This window comes from Streptomyces sp. bgisy027 (assembly GCF_057710365.1).
Genome location: NZ_JBYIVZ010000031.1, coordinates 1 through 25,663, shown reverse-complemented (window position 1 = coordinate 25,663; position 25,663 = coordinate 1). Strand labels below are relative to the sequence as shown.

Sequence of the window (25,663 nt, the reverse complement as noted above, 5' to 3'; positions counted from 1 at the left end):
CTGTCAGTCGGTCCGCGCGGGTGTCAGCCGTCCGCTGTCGCCGGCAGTCGGTCCGCGCCGGTGTCAGCCGCCCGCTGTCGCTGTCACCCTGCCGCCGTCGGCTGTGGTGCCAGCAGCGCCGGCAGGCGGGTCGTGCGCGGCTTGGCCGGGACCTCGGAGACCGCCCGGGCGAGGGCCTGCTCGACGCCGTGGACCACGGACAGATGGCGGTCGGCCCGGCTGAACGCCGTGTAGACCCACGGGCGGCTCAGGGCCTGGGCCGCGTCACCGGGCAGGACCACGACGACCGCGGGCCAGCGGGCACCCGCCGCCTGGTGGGCGGTCAGCGCCCAGCCGTGCCGCAGCGACTGCTCCACCCGCTCCTTCGGAACGACCACGGCCTCGCCGGCGCAGGACAGATGCAGCCCCTCGGCGTCGGCCTTCACCACCTGGCCCGGCACCGTACGGCCCGGCGCGGGGGAGTACGCGACGCGGTCACCGGGGTCGAAGCCGCCGAAGCGCCCGGGGCCCGGGTTGAGCCGCTCCTTGAGCGCGGCGTTGAGCGCGCGGGTGCCTGCCGCGCCGCCGTGGCCCGGCGTGATCACCTGGGTCTGCTCCGCCGGGACGCCGATGGCCCGCGGCACCGAGTCCGCGACGAGTTGCACGGTGCGGTGCACGGCCTCGCCCGCGTCCCGCACCGGCACGATCACGACCTCCTTGCCGGGCGCCTCGACCTGGTTCAGCTCGCCGATGCCGACACCGGACACCAACTCGCCCAGCGGGCCGGGATCCGGCCGGCGCGAGGCGATCTGCGGGCAGATCCGCGCCGCCAGCAGATCGGCGAACACCCGCCCGGGCCCCGTCGACCACAACACCCCGGGGTCCCCGGCGAGCACCAGCCGGGCCCCGTCCGGCAGCGACTCCGTGAGCAGCGCGGCCGTCTCGACGTCCAGCTGGGGTGCGTCGAGCAGGACGAGCAGGTCGAGGTCGAACGCCCCGTCCGCGTCCCGGCCGGGACCTTCGGCGCCGGACAGCAGCCCGGCCACGGTGGCGACGCCGGGCACGGACCCCGCCGCTTCGGAGCCGGCCTCGCTCAGCAGTGCCGAGAAGCGCTCCCTCGCCGGCGGGCCGGGCATGGCCGCCCAGGCCCGCAACCCGAGGGCCCGCGCGGCACGCAGCAGTGCCGCCGGTTCGGCGCGGGACGCCTCCCCGCCGGTGTGCAGGACCAGCCCATGGGCCGCGACCGCCCGGACCAGGTCGGCGGCGGAACCCGCGCCGCCCGCCTCCCGCTCCCACTCCTCGGCCGAACCGTCCTGTTCGGGCGCCGAGTTGATCAGGCGGCCCAGTCCGTCGGCGAGGCTCTCCTCCGCGAGGGCGTACCGCTCCAGGCCGACGAGGACACGGACCGGCCGCCCCTCGCCCTCCTGCGCCTCCTCGTCCCGCCGGGCCGGGGCGCCGGGCTCCTCCAGGGAGTCCTGGAAGGCCAACGCCTCACCCTCGGCGAGGGTGTTCTGCACGGCCGTGTCCGCGTCCGGCACGCCCTTCCGGCCCAGTGCGGCGGTGAGCGCCGGCAGCTCCAGGGCCGTGTGCCCGGCCAGGGCGGCCTGCTCCAGGAGCCAGACGGTGACCGCGCGGCCGCGCCGCTCGTCGTCCGGTCCGGCTTCCGCGCCGAGCAGCGCCCGCGCGAACCCGTCGGCCTGCTCGGGCCGTACGCCCGCGACGCCCAGCAACTGCCAGGGATCCGCCCGCAGCCGGTCCGCGGCGTCCTCGCCGAGTGCGGCGGCGACCTGCGCGGCCAGTGCCTCCGGGGCGCCGCCCTCGGTCAGCACGCCCCGCACGGACTCCACGGTCTGCGACGCGGGGTCCGCGGGCGCGGCGGACACGGGTGCGGGCTGCGGTCGGCGGGCCGGCTCTGCAGCGGGGCGCCGCGGCGGCTCCGGCTCGCTGAAGACGGTCGCCGTGGGCTTCGCACCGCTCTCCACGGCCCGTACGGCGGCGAGGAGATCGGCGGCCTGCCCGCTGAGCTTGGCCCCGCTGTCGACGGGCGCCGTCCTCTCGGCCCTGCGCCGTGCGATCCGCTCCCGCTCGACCTGCTGAGCGGCGAGCTCGGCCTCGGCCTCCGACTGCTGCGCGGCACTCTGGGAGGCTTCGCCTTCGCCGCCGCCCGACTCGGCCCCGGTGACGGTCTCGCCGTCGCCTGACGTGCTGTCCGCGCCTTCGCCTCCCGGCGCCGAAGCGGCGGCCCCGTCCTCGGCCGCGGCCCCCGGCGTCCCCGGCTCCGAGTTCTCCGTGGTCTCGGGTGGCTCCGTGCTCACAGCGTGCTCCAGTCGTGATCGGGATAGCGGTGCACGGGCGCCGACACGTCGTCGAGGGCCCGGCAGATCTCGTCAGGAAGACTAAGGGCCTCCACTGACAACGCCGCTGTGAGCTGCTGGGCGTTGCGCGCGCCTATCACGGGAGCGGTCACACCGGGCCGGTCGCGGACCCAGGCGAGGGCGACCTGGAGCGGGGAGACGGCCAGCCCGTCGGCCGCCGTCTGCACGGCGTCCACGATCCGGCCGGCCGTGTCGTCGAGGTACGGCGCCACGAACGGCGCCAGATGCTCAGAGGCGCCGCGCGAGTCGGCCGGTGTCGCGCCTCGGTACTTGCCGGTCAGCACGCCCCGGCCGAGCGGGGAGGAGGGCAGCATGCCGATGCCGAGATCGAGTGCGGCCGGCAGCACTTCGCGTTCCACGCCGCGCTGGAGCAGCGAGTACTCCAGCTGTGTGCTCGCCAGCCGGGTGCGGGTGCCGGGCGCCGCGAGCTGCCACGTCGCGGCCTTGGCGAGCTGCCAGCCGCAGAAGTTGGAGACCCCGGCGTAGCGCACCCGACCGCTGCTGACCGCGAGGTCGAGTGCCTGGAGGGTCTCCTCCAACGGGGTGTACGGGTCGAAGGCGTGGATGTGCCAGACGTCGACGTGGTCCGTGCCGAGCCGGGCCAGTGAGGCGTCCAGTGCGGAGAGCAGATGGCCGCGCGAGCCGTCGAAGCGCCGGTCCGGGTCGGGCACGCTGCCCGCCTTCGTCGAGATGACCAGGTCCCGCCGCGGGATCAGCCCTTCCATCAGCCGCCCCAGCAGATACTCGGCCTCCCCGTCGCCGTACACGTCCGCCGTGTCGACGAGGGTGCCGCCCGCCTCCCAGAACGTCTTCAAGAGGTCCGCGGCGTCGTGCTCGTCGGTGTCCCTGCCCCAGGTGAGGGTGCCGAGCCCGATCCGGGACACGCGCAGGCCGGTGCGGCCGAGATGCCTCTGCTCCATGAACGCCGAGATTACTGGCCAGAACCTGCCATGTGGGGGCCTGTGGATAACCAGTTTCCCGGACCGTCACCGGGGATGCGCGGGGCAGTCGGGCGACGCCCGCCACATCGGACTCCCCGTGAGCGGCCCCCCGCGCTAAGGTCTGGCCCAAAGGGACGTTACTGATCGGTAAGGGGATCGGCCATGCAGCTCGGGATCAACCTCGGCTACTGGGGTGCCGGAATGGACGCGGACAATCTCGCCGTCGCGCGGGAGGCCGACCGGCTGGGCTACGCCGTGTGCTGGGCCGCCGAGGCGTACGGCTCGGACGCGGCCACCGTGCTCAGCTGGGTCGCCGCCCAGACCGAGCGCATCGACGTCGGTTCCGCCATCTTCCAGATCCCGGCCCGCCAGCCCGCGATGACCGCGATGACGGCCGCCACCCTCGACTCCCTGTCCGGCGGCCGCTTCCGGCTCGGCCTCGGCGTCTCCGGACCGCAGGTCTCCGAGGGCTGGTACGGCGTCAAGTTCGACAAGCCGCTGGCACGCACGCGTGAGTACGTCGAGATCGTCCGCAAGGCCATGACCCGCGAGCGCCTGACCTACGAGGGGCAGCACTGGACGCTGCCCCTGCCCGGCGGGCCCGGCAAGCCGATCAAGCTGACCGTACACCCGCAGCGCGAGCACATCCCGCTGTACATCGCCGCCATCGGCCCGAAGAACCTGGAGCAGACCGGCGAGATCGCCGACGGCGCACTGGTGATCTTCCCCTCCGCCGACCACCTGGAGGACACCACCGTCAAGCACCTGCGCGCCGGGCGCGAGAAGGCCGGCAAGACCCTCGACGGGTTCGACATCTGCCCGACCCTGCCGCTCGCCGTCGGCGACGACAAGGACGTGGCCACGCTCGCCGACACCTTCCGCCCCTACACCGCGCTGTACGTCGGCGGCATGGGCAGCCCCAAGCAGAACTTCTACAACCAGCTCGCCCAGCGCATGGGGTACGAGAAGGAGGCCGCCGAGATCCAGACCAAGTACCTCTCCGGCGACAAGCAGGGCGCCGCGGCCGCCGTACCGCAGGACCTGATCGACCAGACCACGCTGCTCGGCTCCGTCGACCGGATCGCGGACCGGATGAAGGCCTACGCCGCCGCCGGGGTGACCACTCTGTCCCTCGCGCCGGCCGGCTTCACGCTCGACGAGCGGCTCGCCTCCCTGCGCGCCGGCACCGAGGCCCTGGAGCGCGCCGGACTGGCATGACGCGAGGGCCTTACGGGCCGGGGAAGTTCTGCGGCCGTGGTGGGGGCTCGGGGGTCTTCCCCGCCACGGCCGTCACGCTGAACAACGCGCGCGTGCCCACCCGGTTACGCCCCTGTCGTGACCCCGGTGGTCATTCTTTTGGCGGAGTTGTCCGACTCAGCTGTTGCAGCGGCTCTCTCACCGCATTTGACTCGTTCTTTGCGGAATCCTGCGGCGTCCTGAGAGAGGTGCCCCACGATGCTTTCGGCCAAGAGTCTGTTCCAGGAGATCCTCGACAACGACGATTCCTTCCGGCTGTTCTGCTCGATCGCCGCCAGCGGCGAGTCCCAGGGCGGCTGGGAGAACGCGCGCATCGCCGCGCTCGTGCCCGACAGCGAGCGCGCCATGGCGCCCAAGATCACCCGGCACGGCGCGGACGAGGACAAGCACGGGCGGATCTTCAACGCCCTGCTGAAGAAGCGCGGGCTCGACCCCGTCCCCGTCCCGCCCGAGACCGACTACACGATGCTGCTCGAGAAGCACGGCATCGGCCTCGCCCACGACAAGCTGAAGGCCGACAAGCCGCTCACGGTCGACGACATCATCACCTACCTCGCACACAGCCGGGTCACCGAACAGCGCGCCTCGGAACAGATGATCATGCTCCGCAAGTACTTCGCCGACGACCCCGTGATCGGCAAGGCCGTCCGGATGATCTCCAACGACGAGGACAACCACCTCGCCTACACGCACGAGGAACTCCTGCGTTTCGCGGCCGCCGGTCACGGCCGGCAGATCCAGGCCACCCTGCGCGAGTGCGCCCTCGCCGAGATCCGGGTCTACCGGGACGTCAGCCTCGCGGTCATGGACCACATGGGACGCGTCCTCGGCTGGCCCCGGGCCAAGGCCGCCGCGCTCGCCGCCGGCATCCACGCCGTGTACGCCTGGGAGCGGCTCGCGGGCTGGCGGCGCATGGTGTCCCTGACGATGCCGGAACGCCGCGACGCCCTCGGCGGACCCGCCACCTCGGCACCCGAGTTCGCCTGACCGCTACAACCAGCCCCGGCGTTTGAACAGCCGGTACAGCAGCACCTCGACGGCGGCCATGGCCAGGATCAGCACCGGATAGGAACCGGTCCAGTCCAGCTCCGGCATGTGTTCGAAGTTCATGCCGTAGATCCCCGCGATCATCGTGGGGACCGCTGCCATGGCCGCCCACGCGGAGATCTTCCGCATGTCGTCGTTCTGCCGGACGCTCATCTGCGCAAGATGCGCCGACAGGACGTCCGACACCAGCCGGTCCAGGCCCTCCACGGCTTCGTTCACGCGCGTGAGGTGGTCGCTCACGTCGCGGAAGAAGGGCTGCGCCTTGTCGTGCACGAACGGCACGCGCGCGCCGATCAGGCCGGTGCCCGCGAGCCGGGACACCGGCTGCGCGAGCGGGCCGGTGGCCCTGCGGAACTCCATGATCTGCCGCTTGAAGGCGTAGATGCGCGAGGCCGTGTGCCGGGAACCGCCGCCGGTCGGCGAGAACACCTCCGCCTCCAGCTCCGCCAGGTCGGTGCCCAACTCGCCCGCGACCGCGACGTAGTGGTCGACCACCGCGTCCGCGATCGTGTACAGCACCGCCGTGGGACCGTGCCGCAGCATCTCCGGCTCGTGCTCCAGCCGGGCCCGGACGACCCCCAGCGGCGCCTCCTCGCCGTGCCGGACGGTCACCACGAACGAGTCGCCGACGAAGACCATGACCTCGCCGGAGGAGACGATGTCGCTCTTCGGCTCGTAGCCGACCGGTTTGAGGACCATGAACAGCGAGTCGTCGTACACCTCCAGCTTGGGCCGCTGGTGCGCGTTCAGGGCGTCCTCCACGGCCAGCGGATGCAGCCCGAACTCGTCGGTGACCTTGTCGAACTCCTTCTCCGTCGGCTCGTACAGACCGATCCAGACGAACGCGTCGTCCTGGAGGCGGCACAGATCCAGGGCGTCGGAGAAGTCCGCGGGCCCCTCGGTCCGCCGCCCGTCCCGGTAGATGGCGCAGTCGACGATCACGGAGCGTATTCTCCCGCCCTCGGCCCGCTGACGCACCCCGTCGTGCGCCTACGCTGGGCGGCATGCCCACGCTGATCCTGGTCCGGCACGGACGTTCCACCGCCAACACCGAGGGAGTGCTCGCCGGGTGGACACCCGGTGTCGCCCTCGACGAGCGCGGGGCCGAGCAGGCCGCCGCACTGCCCGCCCGGCTCGCCGCGCTGCCGATCGCCGAGGTCGTCACCAGCCCGCTGCAGCGCTGCCAGGAGACGATCCGGCCGCTGCTGGAGGCCCGGCCCGGACTCACCGCGCACACCGAGGAGCGGATCGGGGAGTGCCACTACGGCGACTGGTCCGGCCGCAAGCTCGCCGAACTCAAGGACGAACCGCTGATGGAGGTCGTGCAGGCCCACCCGTCGGCGGCGGCGTTCCCCGGCGGGGAGTCGATGCGGGCCATGGCGACCCGGGCCGCGGAGGCGGTACGGGAGTGGAACGCGCGCGTGGAGCGCGATCACGGCGCCGACGCCGTGTATGTGATGTGCTCGCACGGCGACATCATCAAGTCCCTCGTGGCGGACGCACTCGGTCTTCATCTCGACCTCTTCCAGAGGATCTCCGTTGAACCGTGTTCCATCACCGCGATCCGTTACACACGCCTGAGGCCGTTCCTCGTACGTCTCGGGGACACCGGTGACTTCGCGTCCCTCGCCCCGCGCGAGGAACCGCCGGCCGGTGACGCGACGGTCGGGGGCGGCGCGGGCGCACCGTGATCGTCGGGCGCAGTAGGGTGAAGCGGTCGAAGCAGCGCCGCACTCACGAGTCGTCGCACTCACGATTCGCCGTACCCACGATTCCAATGGAGACAGGACGTGTCCCGTCAGGTGTTCCTCTACGACCCCCCGGACCGCTTCGTGGCCGGCACGGTAGGACTGCCCGGACGCCGTACGTTCTTCCTCCAGGCCGTCGCCGGCTCCCGCGTGACCAGCGTGGCCCTGGAGAAGACCCAGGTCGCCGCACTCGCCGAGCGCATGGACGAACTGCTCGACGAGGTCGTACGGCGTAGTGGCGGCAGCGCCGCCGTCCCCGCCATGACGCCCAGCGAGGTCGCCGACACCGGCCCGCTGGACACCCCCATCGAGGAGGAGTTCCGCGTCGGCACCATGGCCCTTGCCTGGGACGGCGAGGAACAGCGCATGATCGTCGAGGCGCAGGCCCTGGTGGAGCTCGACGCCGACTCCGAGGAGGACCTCGCCGAGGCCGAGGAGCGGCTGCTCCAGGACGAGGAGAACGGTCCCCCGATGCTGCGGGTCCGGCTCACCGGCGCGCAGGCGAGGGCTTTCGCCAAGCGTGCCCTGGACGTCGTCAACGCGGGGCGGCCGCCGTGTCCGCTGTGCAGCCTCCCGCTCGACCCGGAAGGACACGTATGTCCGCGCCAGAACGGATACCGCCGCGGAGCGTGACCTCGGTGGAACTGCTCACCCGGGGTGAGCTGACGGTGCGCGGACGCATCCGCGAGGCCTCCAACGCGGCCCTGTACTGCACCGTCGCGCACGACGGCCGGGAGGCGACCTGCGTGTACAAGCCGGTCGCCGGTGAGCGGCCGCTGTGGGACTTCCCCGACGGCACCCTCGCCGGGCGCGAGGTCGCCGCGTACGAGATCTCCGAGGCGACCGGCTGGGGACTCGTACCGCCCACCGTGCTGCGCGACGGGCCGTACGGCGAGGGCATGTGCCAGCTGTGGATCGACGTGACCCCCGAGGCCGAGCTGCTCGCGCTGGTGGACGGCGAGGAACCCGGGCCGGGCTGGAAGGCGATCGCCTTCGCCGAGGTCGGCGAGGGGAAGACCGCGCTTCTGGTGCACGCCGACGACGAGCGGCTGCGGCGCCTCGCCGTGCTGGACGCCGTGATCAACAACGCCGACCGCAAGGGCGGCCATCTGCTGCCCACCGAGGACGGCCGGCTCTACGGCATCGATCACGGCGTCACCTTCAACGCCGAGAACAAGCTGCGGACGCTGCTGTGGGGCTGGGCCGGGGAGCCGCTGACCCAGGAGGCCGTCGAGGTCCTCGGGGCCCTGCGGGACGGGCTGAAGGAGGGCGGCGAGCTGGCCGTACGGCTGGCCGGGCTGATCACCGGCGCGGAGGTGGACGCCACGCGCGCGCGTGTGGACGCCCTGCTCGGCTCCGGCAGGCACCCGGAGCCGAGCGGGGAGTGGCCCGCCATTCCGTGGCCGCCCGTCTAGCGATCCGTGCCGGACCCGCAGCACAATGGCCGGAGCCGTGCAAGAACGCCTCCCCGGCCATCCGGCCCGGTCCGGTTCGTGTACGGAACATCCGTCCGGTTACGCTCATGACATGTATGCCTGGCCCGCTTCTGAGGTCCCCGCCCTGCCCGGTCAGGGCCGCGACCTGAGGATCCACGACACCGCGACCGAGGGTCTCGTCACCCTGGACCCCGGTCCCGTCGCCCGTATCTACGTCTGCGGCATCACGCCGTACGACGCGACCCACATGGGTCACGCGGCGACCTACAACGCGTTCGACCTCGTGCAGCGCGTGTGGCTCGACACCAAGCGGCAGGTCCACTACGTCCAGAACGTCACCGACGTCGACGATCCGCTCCTGGAGCGGGCCCAGCGCGACGACATCGACTGGGTCGCCCTCGCCGAGAAGGAGACCGCCCTCTTCCGCGAGGACATGACCGCGCTGCGCATGCTGCCGCCGCGGCACTACATCGGCGCAGTCGAGGCGATACCCGGGATCGTCCCGCTCGTCGAGCGGCTGCGGGACGCGGGCGCGGCGTACGAACTCGACGGCGACATCTACTTCTCCGTCGAGTCCGACCCGAACTTCGGCAAGGTGTCCAACCTCGACGCCGCCGCGATGCGTGTGCTGTCCGCCGAGCGCGGCGGCGACCCCGAGCGGCCCGGCAAGAAGAACCCGCTCGACCCGATGCTGTGGATGGCCGCCCGCGCGGGCGAGCCCAGCTGGGACGGCGGTTCGCTCGGACAGGGCCGGCCGGGCTGGCACATCGAGTGCGTCGCCATCGCCCTCGACCACCTCGGCATGACCTTCGACGTCCAGGGCGGCGGCTCCGACCTCGCCTTCCCGCACCACGAGATGGGCGCCTCGCACGCCCAGGTGCTGACCGGCGAGTTCCCGATGGCCAAGGCCTACGTCCACGCGGGCATGGTCGGCCTGCACGGCGAGAAGATGTCCAAGTCCAAGGGCAATCTCGTCTTCGTGTCCCGGCTGCGCCGCGACGGCGTCGACCCGGCCGCCATCCGGCTCACCCTCCTCGCCCATCACTACCGGGCCGACTGGGAGTGGACCGACCAGGTGCTCCAGGACGCCGTGGACCGCCTCGGCCGCTGGCGGGCGGCCGTGTCCCGGCCCGACGGACCGGACGCCGAGGCGCTCGTCGAGGAGATCCGCGCGGCCCTCGCGAACGACCTCGACGCCCCGGCCGCGCTCGCCGCGGTCGACCGCTGGGTGACCCGGCAGGACACCGAGGGCGGCACGGACATCGGCGCCCCCGGTGTCGTGTCGCGAGCCGTCGACGCGCTGCTGGGCGTGGCCCTGTAGCCGGCGCCGGCACAAGGGCCTCAGGCACAAGAGCGGGGCGCTTCCTCCCCGCGGGTGGAAGCGCCCCCTTTCGGCGGCCGGCCGGTTCGGCTGCGGCCGGTCAGATCCTGCGGATCTGGATGCTCCGCAGGACCAGCGGCTGGCTGCTGTCCCAGACGCCGACGACCTGGTGGCCGTGTGCGAAGGCCTCCTGGACCTGGCTGTGGATCTGCGGGTTCGGGTTGTTGAAGACCCGGAACACGTCGTGGATGCGCAGGAAGATCTGCGACGGCTGCCCCGGCAGCGGCTGGACGATGTCGATGTAGCCGTCCGCGACGCCGGCCTGCGGTGCCTGCTGTACGGCGGCCTGCGTGACCTGCTGCATCAGGTGCAGGACCTGCTGCTCGGACTGCTGTTGCTGCTGCTCGCCCTGGAGCGCCTGGCCGTAGCCCTGCTGCTGCCCGAAGCCCTGCGGCTGGCCGAGCTGCTGGAGCAGGTGCTGGAACGGCTGCTGCCGGCCGAGCTGCTGGAGCTGCTCCAGCGAGCCGCTCATGCCGTACGCCTGCTGCTGGCCGTAGCCCTGCTGCTGCCCGAAGGGCTGCTGGTACGGCGATGTGCTCGGGTACTGCTGGCCCTGCTGTTGTCCCATGTGACTCATCTGCGGGGTGGTGCTCATACGGGTGTCACCTTCCCTTGATGTGATGGGCTGCGTCAGCCGGTGATGACCAGGCCGACGATCTCGTCGTCCGAGAACCACACTCGGACCTCCGGCCGTCCCCCCGCGAAGGCGGTATGGACCGCCTGGCGGATCTCGGGGGACGGATGGTTCAGGTTCCGCCACTCGCCGGCCACGAACAGCCGGAGCCGGGGCGGAAGTTCGCGGGGATACGGCAGCAACTCGTCCCAGTACCGCTCTGCGAGACCGGAGGCGACCGCCTGCGGCACGAGATGGGTGACCGCCGCCTTGATGTCGGGCCGGTTGCCGATCCGCTGGGAGGCCGGCCGGCCCGGCGCGTCCTGCTGCGGGGAACCCGTCGCCCGCAGCACCGCACGCGCTTGTTCGGGGGACATCGGCGGCTGCGCGGCGGCCTTGAGCATGCCCTGGAGCGCGGCCAGCGCGCCGACCACCACCGGGGAGGCGGACGACGTCCCCGAGAACGTGTCGGTGTACCAGGCGATCTCCTCGGGCCCGCCCTGGAGGTCGCCGGGCCGGTCCCAGAAGCCGCCGGTCGTGGTCACCTCGCGGCCCCAGCCCTGCGCGTCCACGCGGGCGCCGTAGTTGGAGAAGGCGAGCCGGGAGCGGTCCGGGCCGTGATCGCGGCCGTGTGTGCCGGGGGGCGGGGCGCCCGCGCCGACCAGGACCGCCCCCGAGGACGGGTTGGACGGGTTGAACGGGTTGCGCCACGACTCCGGGAACCCGTCAGGGCGGCGCTCGTAGACCGCGTCGTCGAGGGACTCGCCGCCGTTGCCCGCGGCGGCCACGACCAGCACGCCGCGCGCGGTGGCGCAGCGGATCGCGGCGTGGTCGTCCGGCCACCATTCGAGCGCGACGTAGCCGCGCTGGTCGTCGCGGTCGGCGAACTCGAACCGGGGCCCTGGGCGGTGCAGTTCGACCAGCACGATGTCGCCGGGGCCGAGCCGTTCGGCCGCCGCGTGGATCGCGGCCGCCGTGCCGATGCCCTGGAAGGAGGCGGCAGCGGTCACCGTCTCCGGCACGATGCCGGTGACGCCGTGGTCGTCGCGGCCGCCGCCGATCACGCCGATCACGGCGGTGCCGTGGTTGCGCCAGGCCAGGTCGGTCAGCGGGGTGCCGACGACGACGCCGGCCAGCTTGCCCGCCAGGTCCTCGTGGCCCAGCTGCCAGGAGCCCTCGACGTCGATCACGGTCACGCCCTGACCGGCGCCGCCCGGCCGCTGCCAGGCCCAGTGCGCGTCGACGCCCTCGGGCGCCGGGCGCAGATAGCCCTGCCGGCCGCTGTAGTCGGGGGTGACCGGCGCGCCCTCCTTCAGGCGCCCGCTGCCCTCGCCGACGTGTCCGAGGGAGGCCGGCACCGCGCCCGGTTTCACATACGCCGTGTCGATGCCCGGCAGCGCGGCGATGCGGGCCCGCAGCTCCTCGGCGCGGCTGAGCCCGCCGCGCACCCGGTAGAAGAGAGCCAGGTCGGGCGTGTCCGGTGCGTCCATGGTCTGCTGGAGGCGTTCCTCGCTGCCGAACAGCGGTTCCAGTGCCAGCTGTTCGTCACTGAGGAACATGTTGAGAGCCGACACATCGGCGCCCGCGACCGACCGGACGCCCTCGGCCCGGGCCCGCAGCCGGGCCTCGGGACGGGCGACGACGATCAGTTCCGGCTCGGCTCCTCGATAGGTGAATCCCGCTCCGTCGGGCCCCGGCCCGGCCGTTCCCGGGCCCTGCGCCGGCTGTCCCTGGTCGGTCATGGTCTGCCGCTCCCTTCGGTCCTGGGGTTGCCAAGTGCGGGTGGTGCGGCGCGCCTTCCGGTGGACAACCAAGCACGCGCGGGCCGGTCCGTCCAGACCATTTTCGTCAACTTGGTTTGGGAACAAGTTGAATTGGGCAACGTGTGCATTCCGTCCGGAAAGAGATGTCACGCCATAATCCGGCCAGCCGCTGTCCAGTCCCTGTCGAGACACCGGCCTCGGCTGCGGAGGCGCCCGGCGTGTGGTGGGGTGGGGGAGTCAGTTGACCGTTGGACCGGCTGCCGGCCGGTCCTGTCAGCGGAAGGACGCACAGTGGCCCCCGAACACCGCTCCTTCGCACCTCATCTCACCCGCCGGAGACTCCTCGCGACGGGCGCCGCGACCGCCGGCGCCGCACTCGTCCCGGCCGCCGGCACCCCTGCCGCCGCGGCGGGAAAACGCCGCCCCACGGTGCTCCGCCTCCCGAACGGCTTCCGCCCGGAGGGCATCGCAGTCGGCGGCGGGCCGTACGCCTATCTCGGCTCGCTCGGCGACGGTTCCCTCTACCGCGCCGACCTGCGCACCGGCGAGGGCTCGATCTTCTCGGCCGGGCCCGGCACGCCCTCGGTCGGCCTCAAACTCGACCACCGCGGGCGCCTGTTCGTCGCCGGACGCGGCCAGGGTGCCCGCGTGGTGGACGCCCGCAGTGGCGCGATCCTCGCCTCCTACGCCCTGACCTCGGCGACCCCGACCTTCGCCAACGACGTCTTCCTCACCCCTCGCACGGCGTGGTTCACGGACTCCTTCCAGCCCGCGCTGTACGCCCTGCCGCTGGGCCGGCACGGGCAACTGCCGGACGCGGACGAGGCCGTGACGCTCACCCTGGGCGGCGACTGGAGCCAGGTCGCCGGCGAGGTCGTCAACGCCAACGGCATCACCGCCACGCCCGACGGCTCCGCGCTGCTGGTCGTGCAGTCCGGGGCCGGCGGGCTGCACCGGGTGAACCCGCGCACCGGCGTCACGAAGCTCGTCGATCTCGGCGACGCGGCACCGCTCACCAACGGCGACGGCCTGCTGCTGATCGGCCGGACGCTGTACGTCGTGCAGAACCGGCAGAACGCCGTCGACGTCTTCAGGCTCGCCGCCGACGGCCGCAGCGGCGTCTTCCGACGCCGCGTCACCGACCCGCTGTTCGACGTGCCGACCACGGTGGCCGCGTACCAGGGCCGCCTCTACCTGCCCAACGCCCGCTTCACCACGACCCCGACGCCGGACACGACGTACGACGTGATCTCGGTGCCCGTGTGACGCGTGTGACGCCGATCGCGGAAGAGGGCGGTGCGCAGTCCCGCGCACCGCCCTCTTCTTCGCTCACTGAGCCTCAGTCGTCCGACGAGTCCTCGTCGTCCTTGGTGCCCGGCTTCGGAGGCATCGGCGGACGCGTACGGTCCTCGGGTGACGGGCCGCCGTCCCGGCGCCGCAGATACCGCTCGAACTCGCGCGCGATGGCCTCGCCCGAGGCCTCCGGCAGCTCCGCGGTGTCGCGGGCCTCCTCCAGCGTCTGCACGTACTCCGCGACCTCGCTGTCCTCGGCGGCCAGCTGGTCCACGCCGACCTGCCAGGCGCGCGCGTCCTCGGGCAGCTCGCCCAGCGGGATGCGGACGTCGATCAGGTCCTCCAGCCGGTTGAGCAGCGCCAGCGTCGCCTTCGGGTTCGGCGGCTGCGATACGTAGTGCGGTACGGCGGCCCACAGGCTGACGGCCGGTACGCCCGCGTGCGTGCACGCCTCCTGCAGGACGCCGACGATGCCCGTCGGGCCCTCGTACTTGGTCTCCTCCAGATCCATGCGGCGGGCCAGGTCCGGGTCGGACGTGGTGCCGCTGATCGGGACCGGACGCGTGTGCGGGGTGTCACCGAGCAGGGCGCCCAGGATGACCACCAACTCGACGCCCAGCTCGTGCGCGAAGCCGAGCAGCTCGTTGCAGAACGAGCGCCAGCGCATGGATGGTTCGATACCTCGGACGAGGACGAGATCGCGCGGCTTCTCGCCGCCGACCCGGACCACCGAGAGCCGGGTCGTCGGCCACGTGATCTTGCGGACGCCCGCGTCCATCCATACCGTGGGGCGGTTCACCTGGAAGTCGTAGTAGTCCTCGGCGTCCAGCGCCGCGAAGACCTCGCCCTTCCATTCCCTGTCCAGATGCGCGACCGCGGTGGAGGCGGCGTCGCCGGCATCGTTCCAGCCCTCGAACGCGGCCACCATGACCGGGTCGATCAGCTCGGGAACCCCCTCGAGCTCGATCACCCAGTGCCTCCTTCCGACGTGCCCTCGCCTGACGGACCAACCTTACGGCGTGCGGCGGGGGCGCCCGCAGCCCCCTTGCACGGGGGCATGAACGGATCACTGCCCCGTTCGACCCCCCGAGACACCCCACAGTGATCCGAGCTGTGTCCGGGCGGGGACGGGCGCTGATCAGCGGAGTTCGGTGACTGCTCAGGTCGTGTCCGGGCCGTCGCGCGCATGACCTCATCATACGTCGGATGATCGTTCAGAGGTCCGATGTCCGGCCCGTGCCGGGAGCCGGGCGGGCCCGGTCGGCCCGCGCCGGTCACCCACTCGTGTGGCCACGGCCGAAACGGCTCCGGACGGGGCAGCGGCTGCGGAACTCTACGTCGGGTGAGCGGAGTTGCCCCCAGGTCGCGTGTGCGGCGGGTCGGGGTCGTGTATCTGACGCTGCTCGGGGTGGGGACGCTGGGGGCACTGCTGGTCGCGCCGCGCGTCGAGGACCCGGCGGCCGTCGTCCCCGCGCTGCTGCCTACCCTGGCCGGCGCCTACCTGGCGTGGAGCGCCTACCGGGCGGACCGCGCGGAGGCGGCGTCCACGCCCGCCGACCCGGGCGACGTCGCCGACCGGCTCGCCGTCGCCGTACGCCGGCAATGGGAGGCGGAGGCGCGGGCACGACGGCTTGCGGACCCGTACCCGCTGCCGGTCGGCTGGCACGGCGCCGATGCCGGCCTGGCCGAGGTGACCGAGGGACTGGCGGGCCGCGACGGCGAGATCGGCACCATCCTCGCGGGCCTGATGCCCGATCCACGGCTGCTGGTGCTGGGCGCCCCGGGATCGGGCAAGACGCTGTTGCTCGTACGGCTGCTGCTCGCGCTGATCGAGGACCGCACGGCCGGCGATCCGGTGCCCGTGCTCTTCCCGCTGGCCTCCTGGAATCCGGTGGCCGTGGATCTACGGGGCTGGATGGAGCGCAAGCTGGTCCAGGACCACGCCGAGCTGGGCGTGGCGGCGCCGGGGGAGTACGGGGACGTCTCGCTCGCCCGGATGCTGCTGGAGCGGAGGCTGGTGCTCCCGGTGCTGGACGGATTCGACGAACTGCCCGCCGGGACGAGCGGGTTGGCGCTGCACCGGATCGGCGAGGTGTTGCCGTACGGCTGCGGACTGGTGCTGTCGAGCCGCCCGGCCGAGTACCGGGCGGCGCTGCGGCCCCGCACGGGCGTGCCGGCGCGGCTCTCCGGCATGGCCGGAATCGAGCTGGAACCGCTGGACGCCAGTGAGGTGTCCCGCTTTCTGCTGCGCGACGCGGGCGGCGACGGCACACCGGCTGCGGCGCGGTGGGCACCGGTCGTCTCGGCGCTGGGCACGGGGACGCCGGCGGCGAGGGCACTCACGAGCCCGTTGACGGTCTCGCTGGCCCGGGCTGTGTACAACCCGCGGCCGGGGGAGCGCGAGGGTGAACTCCCCGAGCCGGCCGAACTGCTCCGGCATCCGACGCGGGCGGCGGTGGAGCGGCATCTGCTCGATGCGTTCGTCGATGCCGCCTATCGGCCGGGGGAGGAGCGGCGCTGCCCGTGGACCGTTCGTGAGGCACGACATGCGCTGCGGTTCCTGGCGCGGCACATGGAGCGCGGCGCGGACGGAGCCGCCGAGGTGGCGTGGTGGAAGCTGGGCCATGCCGTGCCCGACGTCCTGTTCCAGGTGCTGGGCGGCATCCTGCTGGGTGCACTCGGATGGCTGGTCGAGGGCGTGGTCATGGAGGTCGTCCACTCCTTCGCTCCACAGTTGCAGTCGTCGCCACGCTGGGAGGAGCGCGGAGGGCTCGGAGTCGTGGCGGCCGGGATCTGCGGCGGTCTGGCGGGGGGTCTCGCGGCGGCCCTGACCGTCACGCTGCTGTGTGTGGCGGCCGCCGCTCCCGAAGTCCTCGACGAACTCGTGCTGCGCCGCCTGGCGGACGGCGGTTCCCTGACGCTCGTCGGAGTGATCATCTGCGGGTTCGCCTTCGGCGGCCGGACCGATGTGCGGCTGCCCGCCGACTGGGACTTCAGGCTCCCGACGACGGGGTTCGCGGCCGCGATCTGTTACGGACTGTGCTTCGACAACGCCTGCGGAACTGTCAGCGCACTGCTCTACGGCATCACGGCGGCGACCGTCGGCAGGGACGGCGTGGGCACGGACCCGGCCTGTCCCGTCGCCCGGGTGCGCTGGCACTGGAGCCGCAGGGGCGTGTGCCGAGGGCTGCTGGGCGGGCTGCTCCTCGGGGGCAGCATCCTGCTGGAGGGCCTGCTCGCGGATGTGCTCTCGGCAGGGTCCACCCGGATGTACATCGCGCCGGCCGATCCCGTCGCGGCGGGTTGGGCGGCACTCCAGGTGGGCGCTGTGTTCGCGGTGGCCTGTCTGCTCCTGAACGGCCTGCGGACGGTTCCGGTCGACCTCGGGGCAGGTGTCGAGGGCCGCGCCCTTCTGGTCAACGACCGGCGAACGCTCGGCACCTGTGTTCTGACGTCGGTTGTGGTCGGTGCTCTGGTGATCGGTACCCAGGGCTGGTGCGCGACCGTGTGGGGGTCCACAGGGGTGTGGGGCGCGACCACCGGCGAGAGCGGGCAGTGGGCCTATGCGGTGGGGCTGATCCCCTCGCTGCTGACGGGCCTGGCCATCGGAATCCGCCAGTCGGCCTGGACCCGCTACGCGGTCGCCCGCTGCTATCTGGCCCTGCGCGCCAGGGCGCCCTTCGACCTCATGGCCTTCCTCGCCGACGCTCACGAGAACCGGGGTGTCCTGCGCCGCACCGGTGCCGTCTACCAGTTCCGCCACATCGAGTTGCAGCACCGCCTCGCCGAAGTCGAACCGGGCCCCGTGGACCCCTCGCCACGCCACTGACTCACAGCGTGGAACGCAGCCACTGTTCCACGCTCGCGATGTGCACCGTCGCCCACGATCGCGCCGCCTCCGCGTCCCGGTCGCGCAGGGCCGCCAGGATCGCCCGGTGCTCGTGCAGGGTCCGGCTGACGGCGTCCTCCTGGGTCAGGCCACGCCAGATGCGCGCCCGGGTCGTCGGTCCGGACAGTCCGTCCAGGAGCGAGCACAGCACGGAGTTGCCGGAGCTCTGCACGATGCCCCGGTGGAACTCCAGGTCGCAGGCGACGAGTTCCTCCACCGACGGGGCCTCGCCCAGCTTCTCCAACTGGGCCGACAGCGCGTTCAGTTGCTGCTCGCTGATCCGGGACGCGGCCATCGCCGTGGCCGCCGGCTCCAGGATGCGGCGCACGGCCAGGAACTCCAGCACCGTGTCGTCGCGGTGGAAGTCGACGACGAAGCTCAGCGCCTCCAGCAGCAGTTGCGGGTCGAGGCTCGTCACGTAGGTGCCGTCGCCCTGCCGTACGTCCAGGATCCGGATCAGCGACAGGGCGCGCACGGCCTCCCGCAGGGAGTTGCGGGACAGTCCGAGTTCGGCGGCCAGCTCGCTCTCCTTGGGGAGCCGGTCGCCGGGGCGCAGGGCGCCGGAGACGATCATGCCCTTGATCTTCTCGATCGCCTCGTCGGTGACTGCCATGGCCGGCCTCCCTGTCGTTCAGGATGTCGTGATGAGACATCCGACGTATCCCGCCATTATGCGCGGCTCCGGTCCGGGCCCCCGAGCGGCTACCGGCGCGCGTGAAGCCGCTGATCCTCGGCGTGGGGGGTCGGCTCCGAGGCCAGTTGCCGCTGCAGCCGCAGATTCCGGAACTCCGCCGCCCACTGCTCCCGCACCGCATCGGCGAGCATGTCCGCGGCTCGGTGCCGCAACACCGCGGCCGGCTGGGGGAGGGGGTCGGCGTCACCGCGCAGCACGTCGGCGAGGAGTGCGGCGACCGGGGCGACCGCGCCGATCACGGAGACGAGCACGCTCGCGGCACTCACGTCGTCGATCGTGCGCAGCACGGCCGCCGGCGCCACCAGTGCCGCTCCACGCAGCCCGAAGGCCACGCGCCGGCGCAGCCGCGCACTCCGCCACTCATGACGCGACGCTTCTCGTGCCGACCCGAACCCTGCGCAGAGTCACTCTTCCAGCGGCCGCGCGGGCCCTCCCCCGGACCGGTGAATCGGCGATCCGGGGGAGGGCCCGCGGGAGCAATCGGAGGGCTGCCGGAAGCCCGGCGCCACCGGTCTCGTGCACCGCTTCCGCGCAGACGGAAGGGGCGGCTCCATCGGCGTGGAGCCGCCCCTTCCGGTGGTGGCCGGCCCCGGTGCGGAAGGGGCCGCCCTCGTACGGTCCGGCGTGGTCAGGGGAGTGGCCGGACCCTGCGCGGCGAGTGGCTCATCCGGCGAAAATCCGCCCGCCGCGCGTTCGAGGTCACTTCTTGTCGAGCAGGTCCTGCACCTTCGCCCGGACGTCGTCCGTCGCAAGACCGCGGATCGTCAGCGTCGTACGACGGCGCAGCACGTCGTCCTGCGTCTCCGCCCACTCGTTGTCCCGGGCGTAGACGACCTGCGCCCAGATCTCCGGGGCGTCCGGGTGGACGCGCTCGCCCAGCTCCGGGTTCTCGTTGGCGATGCGGGCGATGTCGAAGGCCAGGGAGCCGTAGTGCGTCGCCAGGTGCTTGGCCGTGTCGGCCGCCATGCGCGGACCCGGCGCCGGGCGGTCGGTGAGCAGCCGGTGGGCGACCGCGCGCGGGTTGGCGATACCCGGCAGCGGCAGCTTCTTCGGCAGGGAGGAGATGGGCTCGAAGTCGTCACCGAGCGGGTGGCCCGGCAGCGCCTCCAGCTTCTGCATGATCGTGCGGCCGATGTGGCGGAACGTCGTCCACTTGCCGCCCGCGACGGACAGCATGCCGCCGGTGCCCTCGGTCACGACCGTCTCGCGCTTGGCCTTCGCCGTGTCACCGGGGCCGCCCGGCAGCACGCGCAGACCCGCGAAGGCGTACGTGATCAGGTCGCGGTCCAGCTGCTGGTCCCGGATCGAGAACGCGGCCTCGTCCAGGATCTGGGCTATGTCCTTGTCGTTGACCGCGACGTCCGCCGGGTCGCCCTCGAACTCCTCGTCCGTGGTGCCCAGCAGCAGCATGTCCTCCCAGGGCAGGGCGAAGGTGATGCGGTACTTGTCGATCGGGGTCGCGAGCGCCGCCTTCCAGGGCGCCGTCCGCTTCAGGACCAGGTGCGCGCCCTTGGACAGCCGGATCGACGGGGCGGCGTTCGGGTCCTCCATCTTGCGCAGGTGGTCGACCCAGGGGCCGGTCGCGTTCAGCACCAGACGGGCGTTGACGCCGAACTCGTCACCGGTCAGGCGGTCCTTGAGGTCCGCGCCGGTCACCCGGCCCTTGGTGAAACGCAGGCCGGTGACCTCGGCGTGGTTGAGCACGACCGCGCCCGCCTCGACGGCCCCGCGGACCGTCATCAGCGCCATGCGCGCGTCGTTCATCTGGTCGTCGCCGTACACGGCCACGGCCTTGAGGTTGTCGGTGCGCAGCTCGGGCACGTCCTGCGCCGCCTTGGCGGGGGACAGCAGGTGACCGACGCCGTCACCGAACGCGGAGAGCGCGGAGTAGGCGAAGACGCCCGCTCCGAGCTTCGCGGCGCCGTGCGGCCCGCCCTTGTACACGGGGAGGTAGAACGTGAGCGGGTTCGCCAGGTGGGGAGCCACCTGACGGGAGACCGCACGGCGCTCGAAGTGGTTCTCCGCCACCAGCTTCACCGCGCCGGTCTGCAGGTAGCGCAGACCGCCGTGGAGCAGCTTGGAGGAGGCGGAGGAGGTGGCGCCGGCGAAGTCGCCGGCGTCGACCAGAGCCACCCTGAGGCCGGACTGCGCGGCGTGCCAGGCGGTGGAGATGCCCAGGATGCCGCCGCCGATCACGAGAAGGTCGTACGACGCCTTGGAGAGCTGCTCCCGGGTCTCGGCTCGGCTCGGGTTGAAGCCGGAGGCCGGGCGCGTACCGAGGGCAGGCACGGACTGCAGGGTGGTCTGACTGGTCATTTCGGGTTCTTACTCCTCATCAGAGTTCGAGAGCTGGCGAGCGCTGTCGTCAGCTCTCGTCGTCCTCGATCCAGCCCATGGTCCGCTCGACGGCCTTGAGCCAGTTCTTGTACTCACGGTCGCGGGTCTCCGCGTCCATGCGGGGGGTCCACTCGGCGGCCCGGCGCCAGTTGGCGCGCAGTTCGTCCGTGCTGGACCAGAAGCCGACGGCGAGACCGGCGGCGTAGGCGGCACCGAGGCAGGTGGTCTCGGCGACCATCGGACGCACCACCGGCGCGTCCAGGACATCCGAGAGCTGCTGCATCAGCAGGTTGTTGGCGGTCATGCCGCCGTCGACCTTGAGGGTGGACAGCTCGACACCGGAGTCCTTCGTCATGGCGTCGGCGATCTCCCGCGTCTGCCAGGCGGTGGCCTCCAGGACGGCACGCGCGAGGTGCGCCTTGGTGACGTACCGGGTCAGACCGGCGATCACACCGCGGGCGTCGGAGCGCCAGTGCGGGGCGAACAGACCGGAGAAGGCCGGCACGAAGTAGGCGCCGCCGTTGTCCTCGACCGAGAGCGCGAGCGTCTCGATCTCGGCGGCCGTGGAGATCAGGCCCATCTGGTCCCGCATCCACTGCACCAGCGAACCGGTGACGGCGATCGAACCCTCGAGGGCGTAGACCGTGTCCTGGTCACCGATCTTGTAGCCGACAGTGGTCAGCAGGCCCGCGTACGAGTTGATGATCTTGTCGCCGGTGTTCATCACCATGAAGGTGCCGGTGCCGTACGTGGACTTGGTCTCGCCCTCGGCGAAACAGGTCTGGCCGAACAGCGCCGCCTGCTGGTCGCCGAGCGCGGAGGCGACCGGGATGCCGCCGAGCAGCTCGCCCAGCTTGCCGCCGGTGATCTCGCCGTAGACCTCCGCGGAGGAGCGGATCTCGGGCAGGATCTGCAGCGGCACGCCGATCGACTCGGCGATCTTGTCGTCCCACTCCATGGTGTGGAGGTTCATCAGCATGGTGCGGGACGCGTTCGTGACGTCGGTGACGTGCTTGCCGCCGTTGACACCGCCGGTCAGGTTCCAGATGACCCAGGTGTCCATGGTGCCGAAGAGGATGTCGCCGGCGGCGGCGCGCTCCTGGAGGCCCTCGACGTTGTCCAGCAGCCAGCGGGCCTTGGGACCGGCGAAGTAGGAGGCGAGGGGCAGACCGGTCTCACGGCGGAAGCGGTCCTGGCCGACGTTGCGGCCGAGCTCCTTGCAGAGCCCGTCGGTGCGGGTGTCCTGCCAGACGATGGCGTTGTGGACGGGCTCACCGGTGTTCTTGTCCCACAGCACGGTGGTCTCGCGCTGGTTGGTGATGCCGATGGCCTTGATGTCGTCACGGGTGATGCCGGCCTTCTGGACGGCTCCGGCGACGACCTCCTGGACGTTGGTCCAGATCTCGTTGGCGTTGTGCTCGACCCAGCCCGGCTTCGGGAAGATCTGCTCGTGCTCCTTCTGGTCGACGGAGACGATACGGCCGTCGCGGTCGAAGACGATGCAGCGGGACGAGGTCGTGCCCTGGTCGATCGCGGCGATGAAGGGGCCGGCGGTGTGGGCGTCGGTCACAGTTAGCTCCTGGAAGTTCCGTGGTTATGGGGCTTTACGTACGGCGCGCGCTGAGAGTTTCGGTGCATCTCACCCGGATGGGTGAACTCACTGTTCCTAAGCGAAAGCGACGTTGTAGATGCCTGCCGCGATGGCGCCGCCGATGAGCGGACCGGCCACCGGGATCCAGGCGTAGCCCCAGTCGGAGCCGCCCTTGTTGGGCAGGGGCAGAAGGGCGTGCACGATGCGCGGACCGAGGTCACGGGCCGGGTTGATCGCGTAACCGGTCGGGCCGCCGAGCGACAGACCGATGGAGACGACCACGAGCGCGACGATCAGGGCACCCAGGGTGCCCAGGCCCTTGCCGCTGTCGTTCAGGCCCTGCGTGAGGATCGCGAGGACCAGCACGATGGTGCCGATGATCTCCGTGAGGAGGTTCTGCACGGCGTTACGGATCTCGGGACCCGTGGAGAAGATGCCCAGGACCGGGCCCGCGCCCTTCTCCTGGGCCTCGACGGCCTTGGCGGCCGTGGCCTGTGCGCCCGGACCGCCGACGATCTCCTTGTCGGTGAGGTGGGCGTGGAACTGCCCGTAGTAGGCGACCCAGACCAGAGTCGCGCCGATCATGGCGCCGAGGATCTGACCGGCGAAGTACGTCGGAACGTTGCTCCAGTCGTTGTCCTTGATCGCCAGGGCGACCGTCACGGCCGGGTTCAGGTGGGCGCCGGACAGCGGCGCCGAGGTGTAGACCGCCGTGAGCACTGCGAAGCCCCACCCGAAGGTGATGGCGAGCCAGCCGGCGTTGCGAGCCTTGGAGGCCTTCAGTGTGACGGCGGCGCAGACGCCACCGCCGAGCAGGATGAGTATGGCGGTACCGATGGTCTCGCCGATGAAGATGTCGGAGCTGGACACCCGCGACTCCTTTGTCCTTCGTCCAGGGGAAGCCGAACCCCGGGTCCCACCGGTGGTTCGCGTTGCCCTCGGGGGTGAGGGCGATGCCGGCCCTTGGCACTGTCACACTCTAGCGCGTATTGCCGGTAGGTGTTCGACAATGCCGACCGATGGACGGGAGTCTTGCCCCGGCGTAAGGCGTGCGTCAAGGGTCCTGTTATCGAATGCTCGATCGTTATCGGATGTGTTGATTTGTCGACACTGATCGATCGAACGCGTACTGGCGCGTAGGGAACACGGTGAGTTCCCGATGGGTGATTCGCCCGGCTGTGTGTGGTTATGCCGAGGACCGGAACGTCCTATGACGTCCCGGTCGGTAATTACTTGTCCGTACGGAGCTCAGAAGCGTCCGGCGCCGAGATCCCGTGACACGGCCCGCGCGCAGTCCCGCACCGCCGCGATCAGCTCGGGACGCAGCTCGCCGTCCCGGCACAGCCGCTCCACGGCGCCGGTGATGCCGACGGCGCCGACGGGCATACGGCGCCGGTCGTGGATGGGGGCGGCCACGGAGGAGACGCCCTCCCAGGTCTCCTCGACGTCGGCGGCGTACCCACGCGCGCGTGTCATGTCGAGGATGTGCTCGAAGCCGTCCAGGTCGCACATGGTGCGGTCGGTGAACGCCTTGCGGTCGGCCTCGATCGCCTCGCTGTGCGCGACCGGGTCGTAGGCGGACAGGACCTTGCCCAGCGCCGTGGAGTGCAGTGGCTGCATGGCGCCGATCTCCAGCACCTGCCGGCTGTCGTCGGGGCGGAAGACGTGGTGGACGATCAGCACGCCCTGCTGGTGCAGGACGCCCAGATAGACGCTCTCCCCGCTGGAGCGGGCCAGGTCGTCCGTCCAGACCAGGGCGCGCGCCCGCAGCTCGTGCACGTCCAGATAGGTGGTGCCCAGGCGCAGCAGCTCGGCGCCCAGCTGATAGCGCCCCGATGCCTCGTCCTGCTCGACGAAGCCCTCCTGCTGGAGGGTGCGCAGGATGCCGTGGGCGGTGCCCTTGGCGAGGCCCAGTGAGGAGGCGATGTCCGACAGGCCGAGGCGTCGCTCGCCGCCTGCGAGAAGCCGCAGCATCGCGGCCGCCCGTTCGAGCGACTGGATGTTCCGTGCCATCCCCGTGCTGCCTCCGTCCCCTTCGAGCGTCGACCCTGCGACGTCGCTGCCGCCGTTCGGCAATGTCGAACACTACCGGTCGATGCCGACCTCTCGCTAATGGTCGGCCGGTATCGGTCCGCTTCGGTCACCACACCCGTGGCCGAAGATCGACCCCGGCATCATCCCTGTCCCGCGTCGTGGACTGCCCGACCACTTCGCCACGGACCCGGCTACGCTGGCGGCGTGCGCCCACAGCGGACCGTTCCGTGCCGGGTGCAAAGCCGACAGCCGTCGCACTCCAGGGAGCCCTTTCATGGCCTCGTTGCCAACGACCCCTTCCGCCGACAGCCGGACCCGCGTGTCCGCACTCCGTGAGGCGCTCGCCACCCGAGTGGTGGTGGCCGACGGAGCGATGGGCACCATGTTGCAGGCCCAGGAACCCACCCTGGAGGACTTTCAGAACCTCGAGGGCTGCAACGAGATCCTGAACGTCACCCGTCCGGACATCGTCCGCTCGGTCCACGAGGCGTACTACGACGCCGGCGTGGACTGCGTGGAGACCAACACCTTCGGCGCCAACCACGCCGCGGCGGCCGAGTACGACATCGCCGACCGGGTGTACGAACTGTCCGAGGCGGGCGCCCGTATCGCCCGCGAGACCGCCGACGCGTTCGGGGCCCGGGACGGCCGCCAGCGGTGGGTCCTCGGTTCCATCGGGCCGGGCACCAAGCTGCCCACGCTCGGCCACATCGGGTACACCACGATCCGCGACGCCTTCCAGCAGAACGCCGAGGGTCTGATCGCGGGCGGCGCCGACGCCCTGATCGTGGAGACCACCCAGGACCTGCTCCAGACCAAGGCCGCCGTGATCGGCGCCCAGCGCGCCCGCGAGATCGCCGGCCTCGACCTGCCGATCATCGTCTCCGTCACGGTCGAGACCACCGGCACCATGCTGCTGGGCTCGGAGATCGGTGCCGCGCTCACGGCGCTGGAGCCGCTCGGCATCGACATGATCGGCATGAACTGCGCGACCGGCCCCGCCGAGATGAGCGAGCACCTGCGCTACCTCTCCCGGCACTCCCGTATCCCGCTGTCGTGCATGCCGAACGCGGGCCTGCCGGTCCTCGGCAAGAACGGCGCCAGCTACCCGCTCACCGCCCCGGAACTCGCCGACGCCCACGAGACCTTCGTACGGGACTACGGCCTCTCCCTGATCGGCGGCTGCTGCGGCACCACCCCCGAGCACCTGCGCCAGCTGGTCGAGCGCGTCCAGGGCGTCACCCCGACCGTCCGTGACCCGCGCCCCGAACCCGGTGCCGCCTCT

At 71.7% G+C, this 25,663-nt stretch carries 21 protein-coding genes; 9 read left to right on the top strand and 12 right to left on the bottom strand.

The genetic code is table 11. The features are described from left to right. Positions 1-83: 83 nt before the first annotated feature. Both AC3ETA_RS28730 and AC3ETA_RS28725 read right to left on the bottom strand, forming a co-directional pair. A complete protein-coding gene (locus AC3ETA_RS28730; protein ID WP_432195798.1) occupies positions 84-2,294 on the bottom strand; it encodes a helix-hairpin-helix domain-containing protein in 2,211 nt (736 codons plus the stop codon). Further along, positions 2,291-3,274, bottom strand: a complete 984-nt coding sequence (locus AC3ETA_RS28725) for an aldo/keto reductase (RefSeq protein ID WP_432195797.1) — start codon at positions 3,272-3,274, stop codon at positions 2,291-2,293. The genes AC3ETA_RS28730 and AC3ETA_RS28725 overlap by 4 nt, the downstream gene beginning before the upstream one ends. A 183-nt stretch (positions 3,275-3,457) precedes the next feature. On the opposite strand from AC3ETA_RS28725, the gene AC3ETA_RS28720 reads away from it, so the two are divergent. Beyond that, positions 3,458-4,513 (top strand): LLM class F420-dependent oxidoreductase, encoded by a 1,056-nt coding sequence (locus AC3ETA_RS28720; protein ID WP_432195796.1) that lies wholly within the window; start codon positions 3,458-3,460, stop codon positions 4,511-4,513. Positions 4,514-4,750: 237 nt separating this feature from the next. Further along, a complete protein-coding gene (locus AC3ETA_RS28715; RefSeq protein ID WP_432195795.1) occupies positions 4,751-5,539 on the top strand; it encodes a ferritin-like domain-containing protein in 789 nt (262 codons plus the stop codon). Positions 5,540-5,542: 3 nt separating this feature from the next. On the opposite strand, the gene AC3ETA_RS28710 is transcribed toward AC3ETA_RS28715, so the two are convergent. Further along, the gene (locus AC3ETA_RS28710; RefSeq protein WP_432195794.1) at positions 5,543-6,541 is read right to left on the bottom strand and encodes a magnesium and cobalt transport protein CorA; all 999 of its coding nucleotides are present in this window, start codon (positions 6,539-6,541) and stop codon (positions 5,543-5,545) included. 62 nt (positions 6,542-6,603) lie between these two features. On the opposite strand from AC3ETA_RS28710, the gene AC3ETA_RS28705 reads away from it, so the two are divergent. The 4 genes from AC3ETA_RS28705 (at position 6,604) to mshC (ending at position 10,104) form a co-directional block, all read left to right on the top strand. Beyond that, a complete protein-coding gene (locus tag AC3ETA_RS28705; RefSeq protein ID WP_432195793.1) occupies positions 6,604-7,290 on the top strand; it encodes a histidine phosphatase family protein in 687 nt (228 codons plus the stop codon). 99 nt (positions 7,291-7,389) lie between these two features. After that, positions 7,390-7,980 (top strand): DUF3090 domain-containing protein, encoded by a 591-nt coding sequence (locus tag AC3ETA_RS28700; protein WP_125526223.1) that lies wholly within the window; start codon positions 7,390-7,392, stop codon positions 7,978-7,980. Beyond that, positions 7,944-8,762, top strand: a complete 819-nt coding sequence (locus AC3ETA_RS28695) for an SCO1664 family protein (RefSeq protein ID WP_432195792.1) — start codon at positions 7,944-7,946, stop codon at positions 8,760-8,762. The genes AC3ETA_RS28700 and AC3ETA_RS28695 overlap by 37 nt, the downstream gene beginning before the upstream one ends. Before the next feature lie 112 nt (positions 8,763-8,874). Beyond that, positions 8,875-10,104 carry a cysteine--1-D-myo-inosityl 2-amino-2-deoxy-alpha-D-glucopyranoside ligase gene (gene mshC / locus AC3ETA_RS28690; RefSeq protein WP_432195791.1) on the top strand — a complete coding sequence of 410 codons (1,230 nt, stop codon included), beginning with the start codon at positions 8,875-8,877 and terminating at the stop codon, positions 10,102-10,104. A gap of 100 nt (positions 10,105-10,204) precedes the next feature. Here mshC and AC3ETA_RS28685 read toward each other — a convergent pair whose 3' ends face one another. Both AC3ETA_RS28685 and AC3ETA_RS28680 read right to left on the bottom strand, forming a co-directional pair. Continuing rightward, positions 10,205-10,759: a hypothetical protein gene (locus tag AC3ETA_RS28685; protein WP_432195790.1), complete on the bottom strand. Its 555-nt coding sequence runs from the start codon at positions 10,757-10,759 to the stop codon at positions 10,205-10,207. 35 nt (positions 10,760-10,794) lie between these two features. Beyond that, positions 10,795-12,519, bottom strand: a complete 1,725-nt coding sequence (locus AC3ETA_RS28680; RefSeq protein ID WP_432195789.1) for a S8 family peptidase — start codon at positions 12,517-12,519, stop codon at positions 10,795-10,797. A 312-nt stretch (positions 12,520-12,831) separates the two neighbouring features. Between AC3ETA_RS28680 and AC3ETA_RS28675 the strand changes: the two genes are divergently transcribed. Further along, positions 12,832-13,806 carry an SMP-30/gluconolactonase/LRE family protein gene (locus AC3ETA_RS28675; RefSeq protein ID WP_432195788.1) on the top strand — a complete coding sequence of 325 codons (975 nt, stop codon included), beginning with the start codon at positions 12,832-12,834 and terminating at the stop codon, positions 13,804-13,806. Positions 13,807-13,879: 73 nt separating this feature from the next. On the opposite strand, the gene AC3ETA_RS28670 is transcribed toward AC3ETA_RS28675, so the two are convergent. Then, positions 13,880-14,803, bottom strand: coding sequence for a PAC2 family protein (locus tag AC3ETA_RS28670; RefSeq protein WP_330353339.1), 924 nt, complete (start codon positions 14,801-14,803; stop codon positions 13,880-13,882). A 372-nt stretch (positions 14,804-15,175) separates the two neighbouring features. Between AC3ETA_RS28670 and AC3ETA_RS28665 the strand changes: the two genes are divergently transcribed. Continuing rightward, a complete protein-coding gene (locus tag AC3ETA_RS28665) occupies positions 15,176-17,662 on the top strand; it encodes an NACHT domain-containing protein (RefSeq protein ID WP_432195787.1) in 2,487 nt (828 codons plus the stop codon). Position 17,663: 1 nt separating this feature from the next. On the opposite strand, the gene AC3ETA_RS28660 is transcribed toward AC3ETA_RS28665, so the two are convergent. The 6 genes from AC3ETA_RS28660 to AC3ETA_RS28635 all read right to left on the bottom strand — a co-directional run bounded on the left by AC3ETA_RS28660 (position 17,664) and on the right by AC3ETA_RS28635 (position 24,357). Further along, complete coding sequence (locus tag AC3ETA_RS28660; protein WP_432195786.1) at positions 17,664-18,335, bottom strand: FadR/GntR family transcriptional regulator; 672 nt, start codon at positions 18,333-18,335, stop codon at positions 17,664-17,666. An 89-nt stretch (positions 18,336-18,424) separates the two neighbouring features. Beyond that, on the bottom strand, positions 18,425-18,718 hold the full coding sequence (locus tag AC3ETA_RS28655; protein WP_432195785.1) for a hypothetical protein: 294 nt from the start codon (positions 18,716-18,718) through the stop codon (positions 18,425-18,427). A 397-nt stretch (positions 18,719-19,115) separates the two neighbouring features. Continuing rightward, positions 19,116-20,732 carry a glycerol-3-phosphate dehydrogenase/oxidase gene (locus AC3ETA_RS28650; protein WP_432195784.1) on the bottom strand — a complete coding sequence of 539 codons (1,617 nt, stop codon included), beginning with the start codon at positions 20,730-20,732 and terminating at the stop codon, positions 19,116-19,118. Positions 20,733-20,781: 49 nt separating this feature from the next. Then, on the bottom strand, positions 20,782-22,323 hold the full coding sequence (glpK, locus tag AC3ETA_RS28645; protein WP_432195783.1) for a glycerol kinase GlpK: 1,542 nt from the start codon (positions 22,321-22,323) through the stop codon (positions 20,782-20,784). A 96-nt stretch (positions 22,324-22,419) separates the two neighbouring features. Further along, positions 22,420-23,214 carry an MIP/aquaporin family protein gene (locus tag AC3ETA_RS28640; RefSeq protein ID WP_432195782.1) on the bottom strand — a complete coding sequence of 265 codons (795 nt, stop codon included), beginning with the start codon at positions 23,212-23,214 and terminating at the stop codon, positions 22,420-22,422. A gap of 378 nt (positions 23,215-23,592) precedes the next feature. Beyond that, the gene (locus AC3ETA_RS28635; RefSeq protein ID WP_432195781.1) at positions 23,593-24,357 is read right to left on the bottom strand and encodes an IclR family transcriptional regulator; all 765 of its coding nucleotides are present in this window, start codon (positions 24,355-24,357) and stop codon (positions 23,593-23,595) included. A 295-nt stretch (positions 24,358-24,652) separates the two neighbouring features. On the opposite strand from AC3ETA_RS28635, the gene AC3ETA_RS28630 reads away from it, so the two are divergent. Continuing rightward, positions 24,653-25,663, top strand: a 1,011-nt coding sequence (locus AC3ETA_RS28630) for a homocysteine S-methyltransferase family protein (protein WP_432195780.1), incomplete at its 3' end; no start/stop codon positions are given.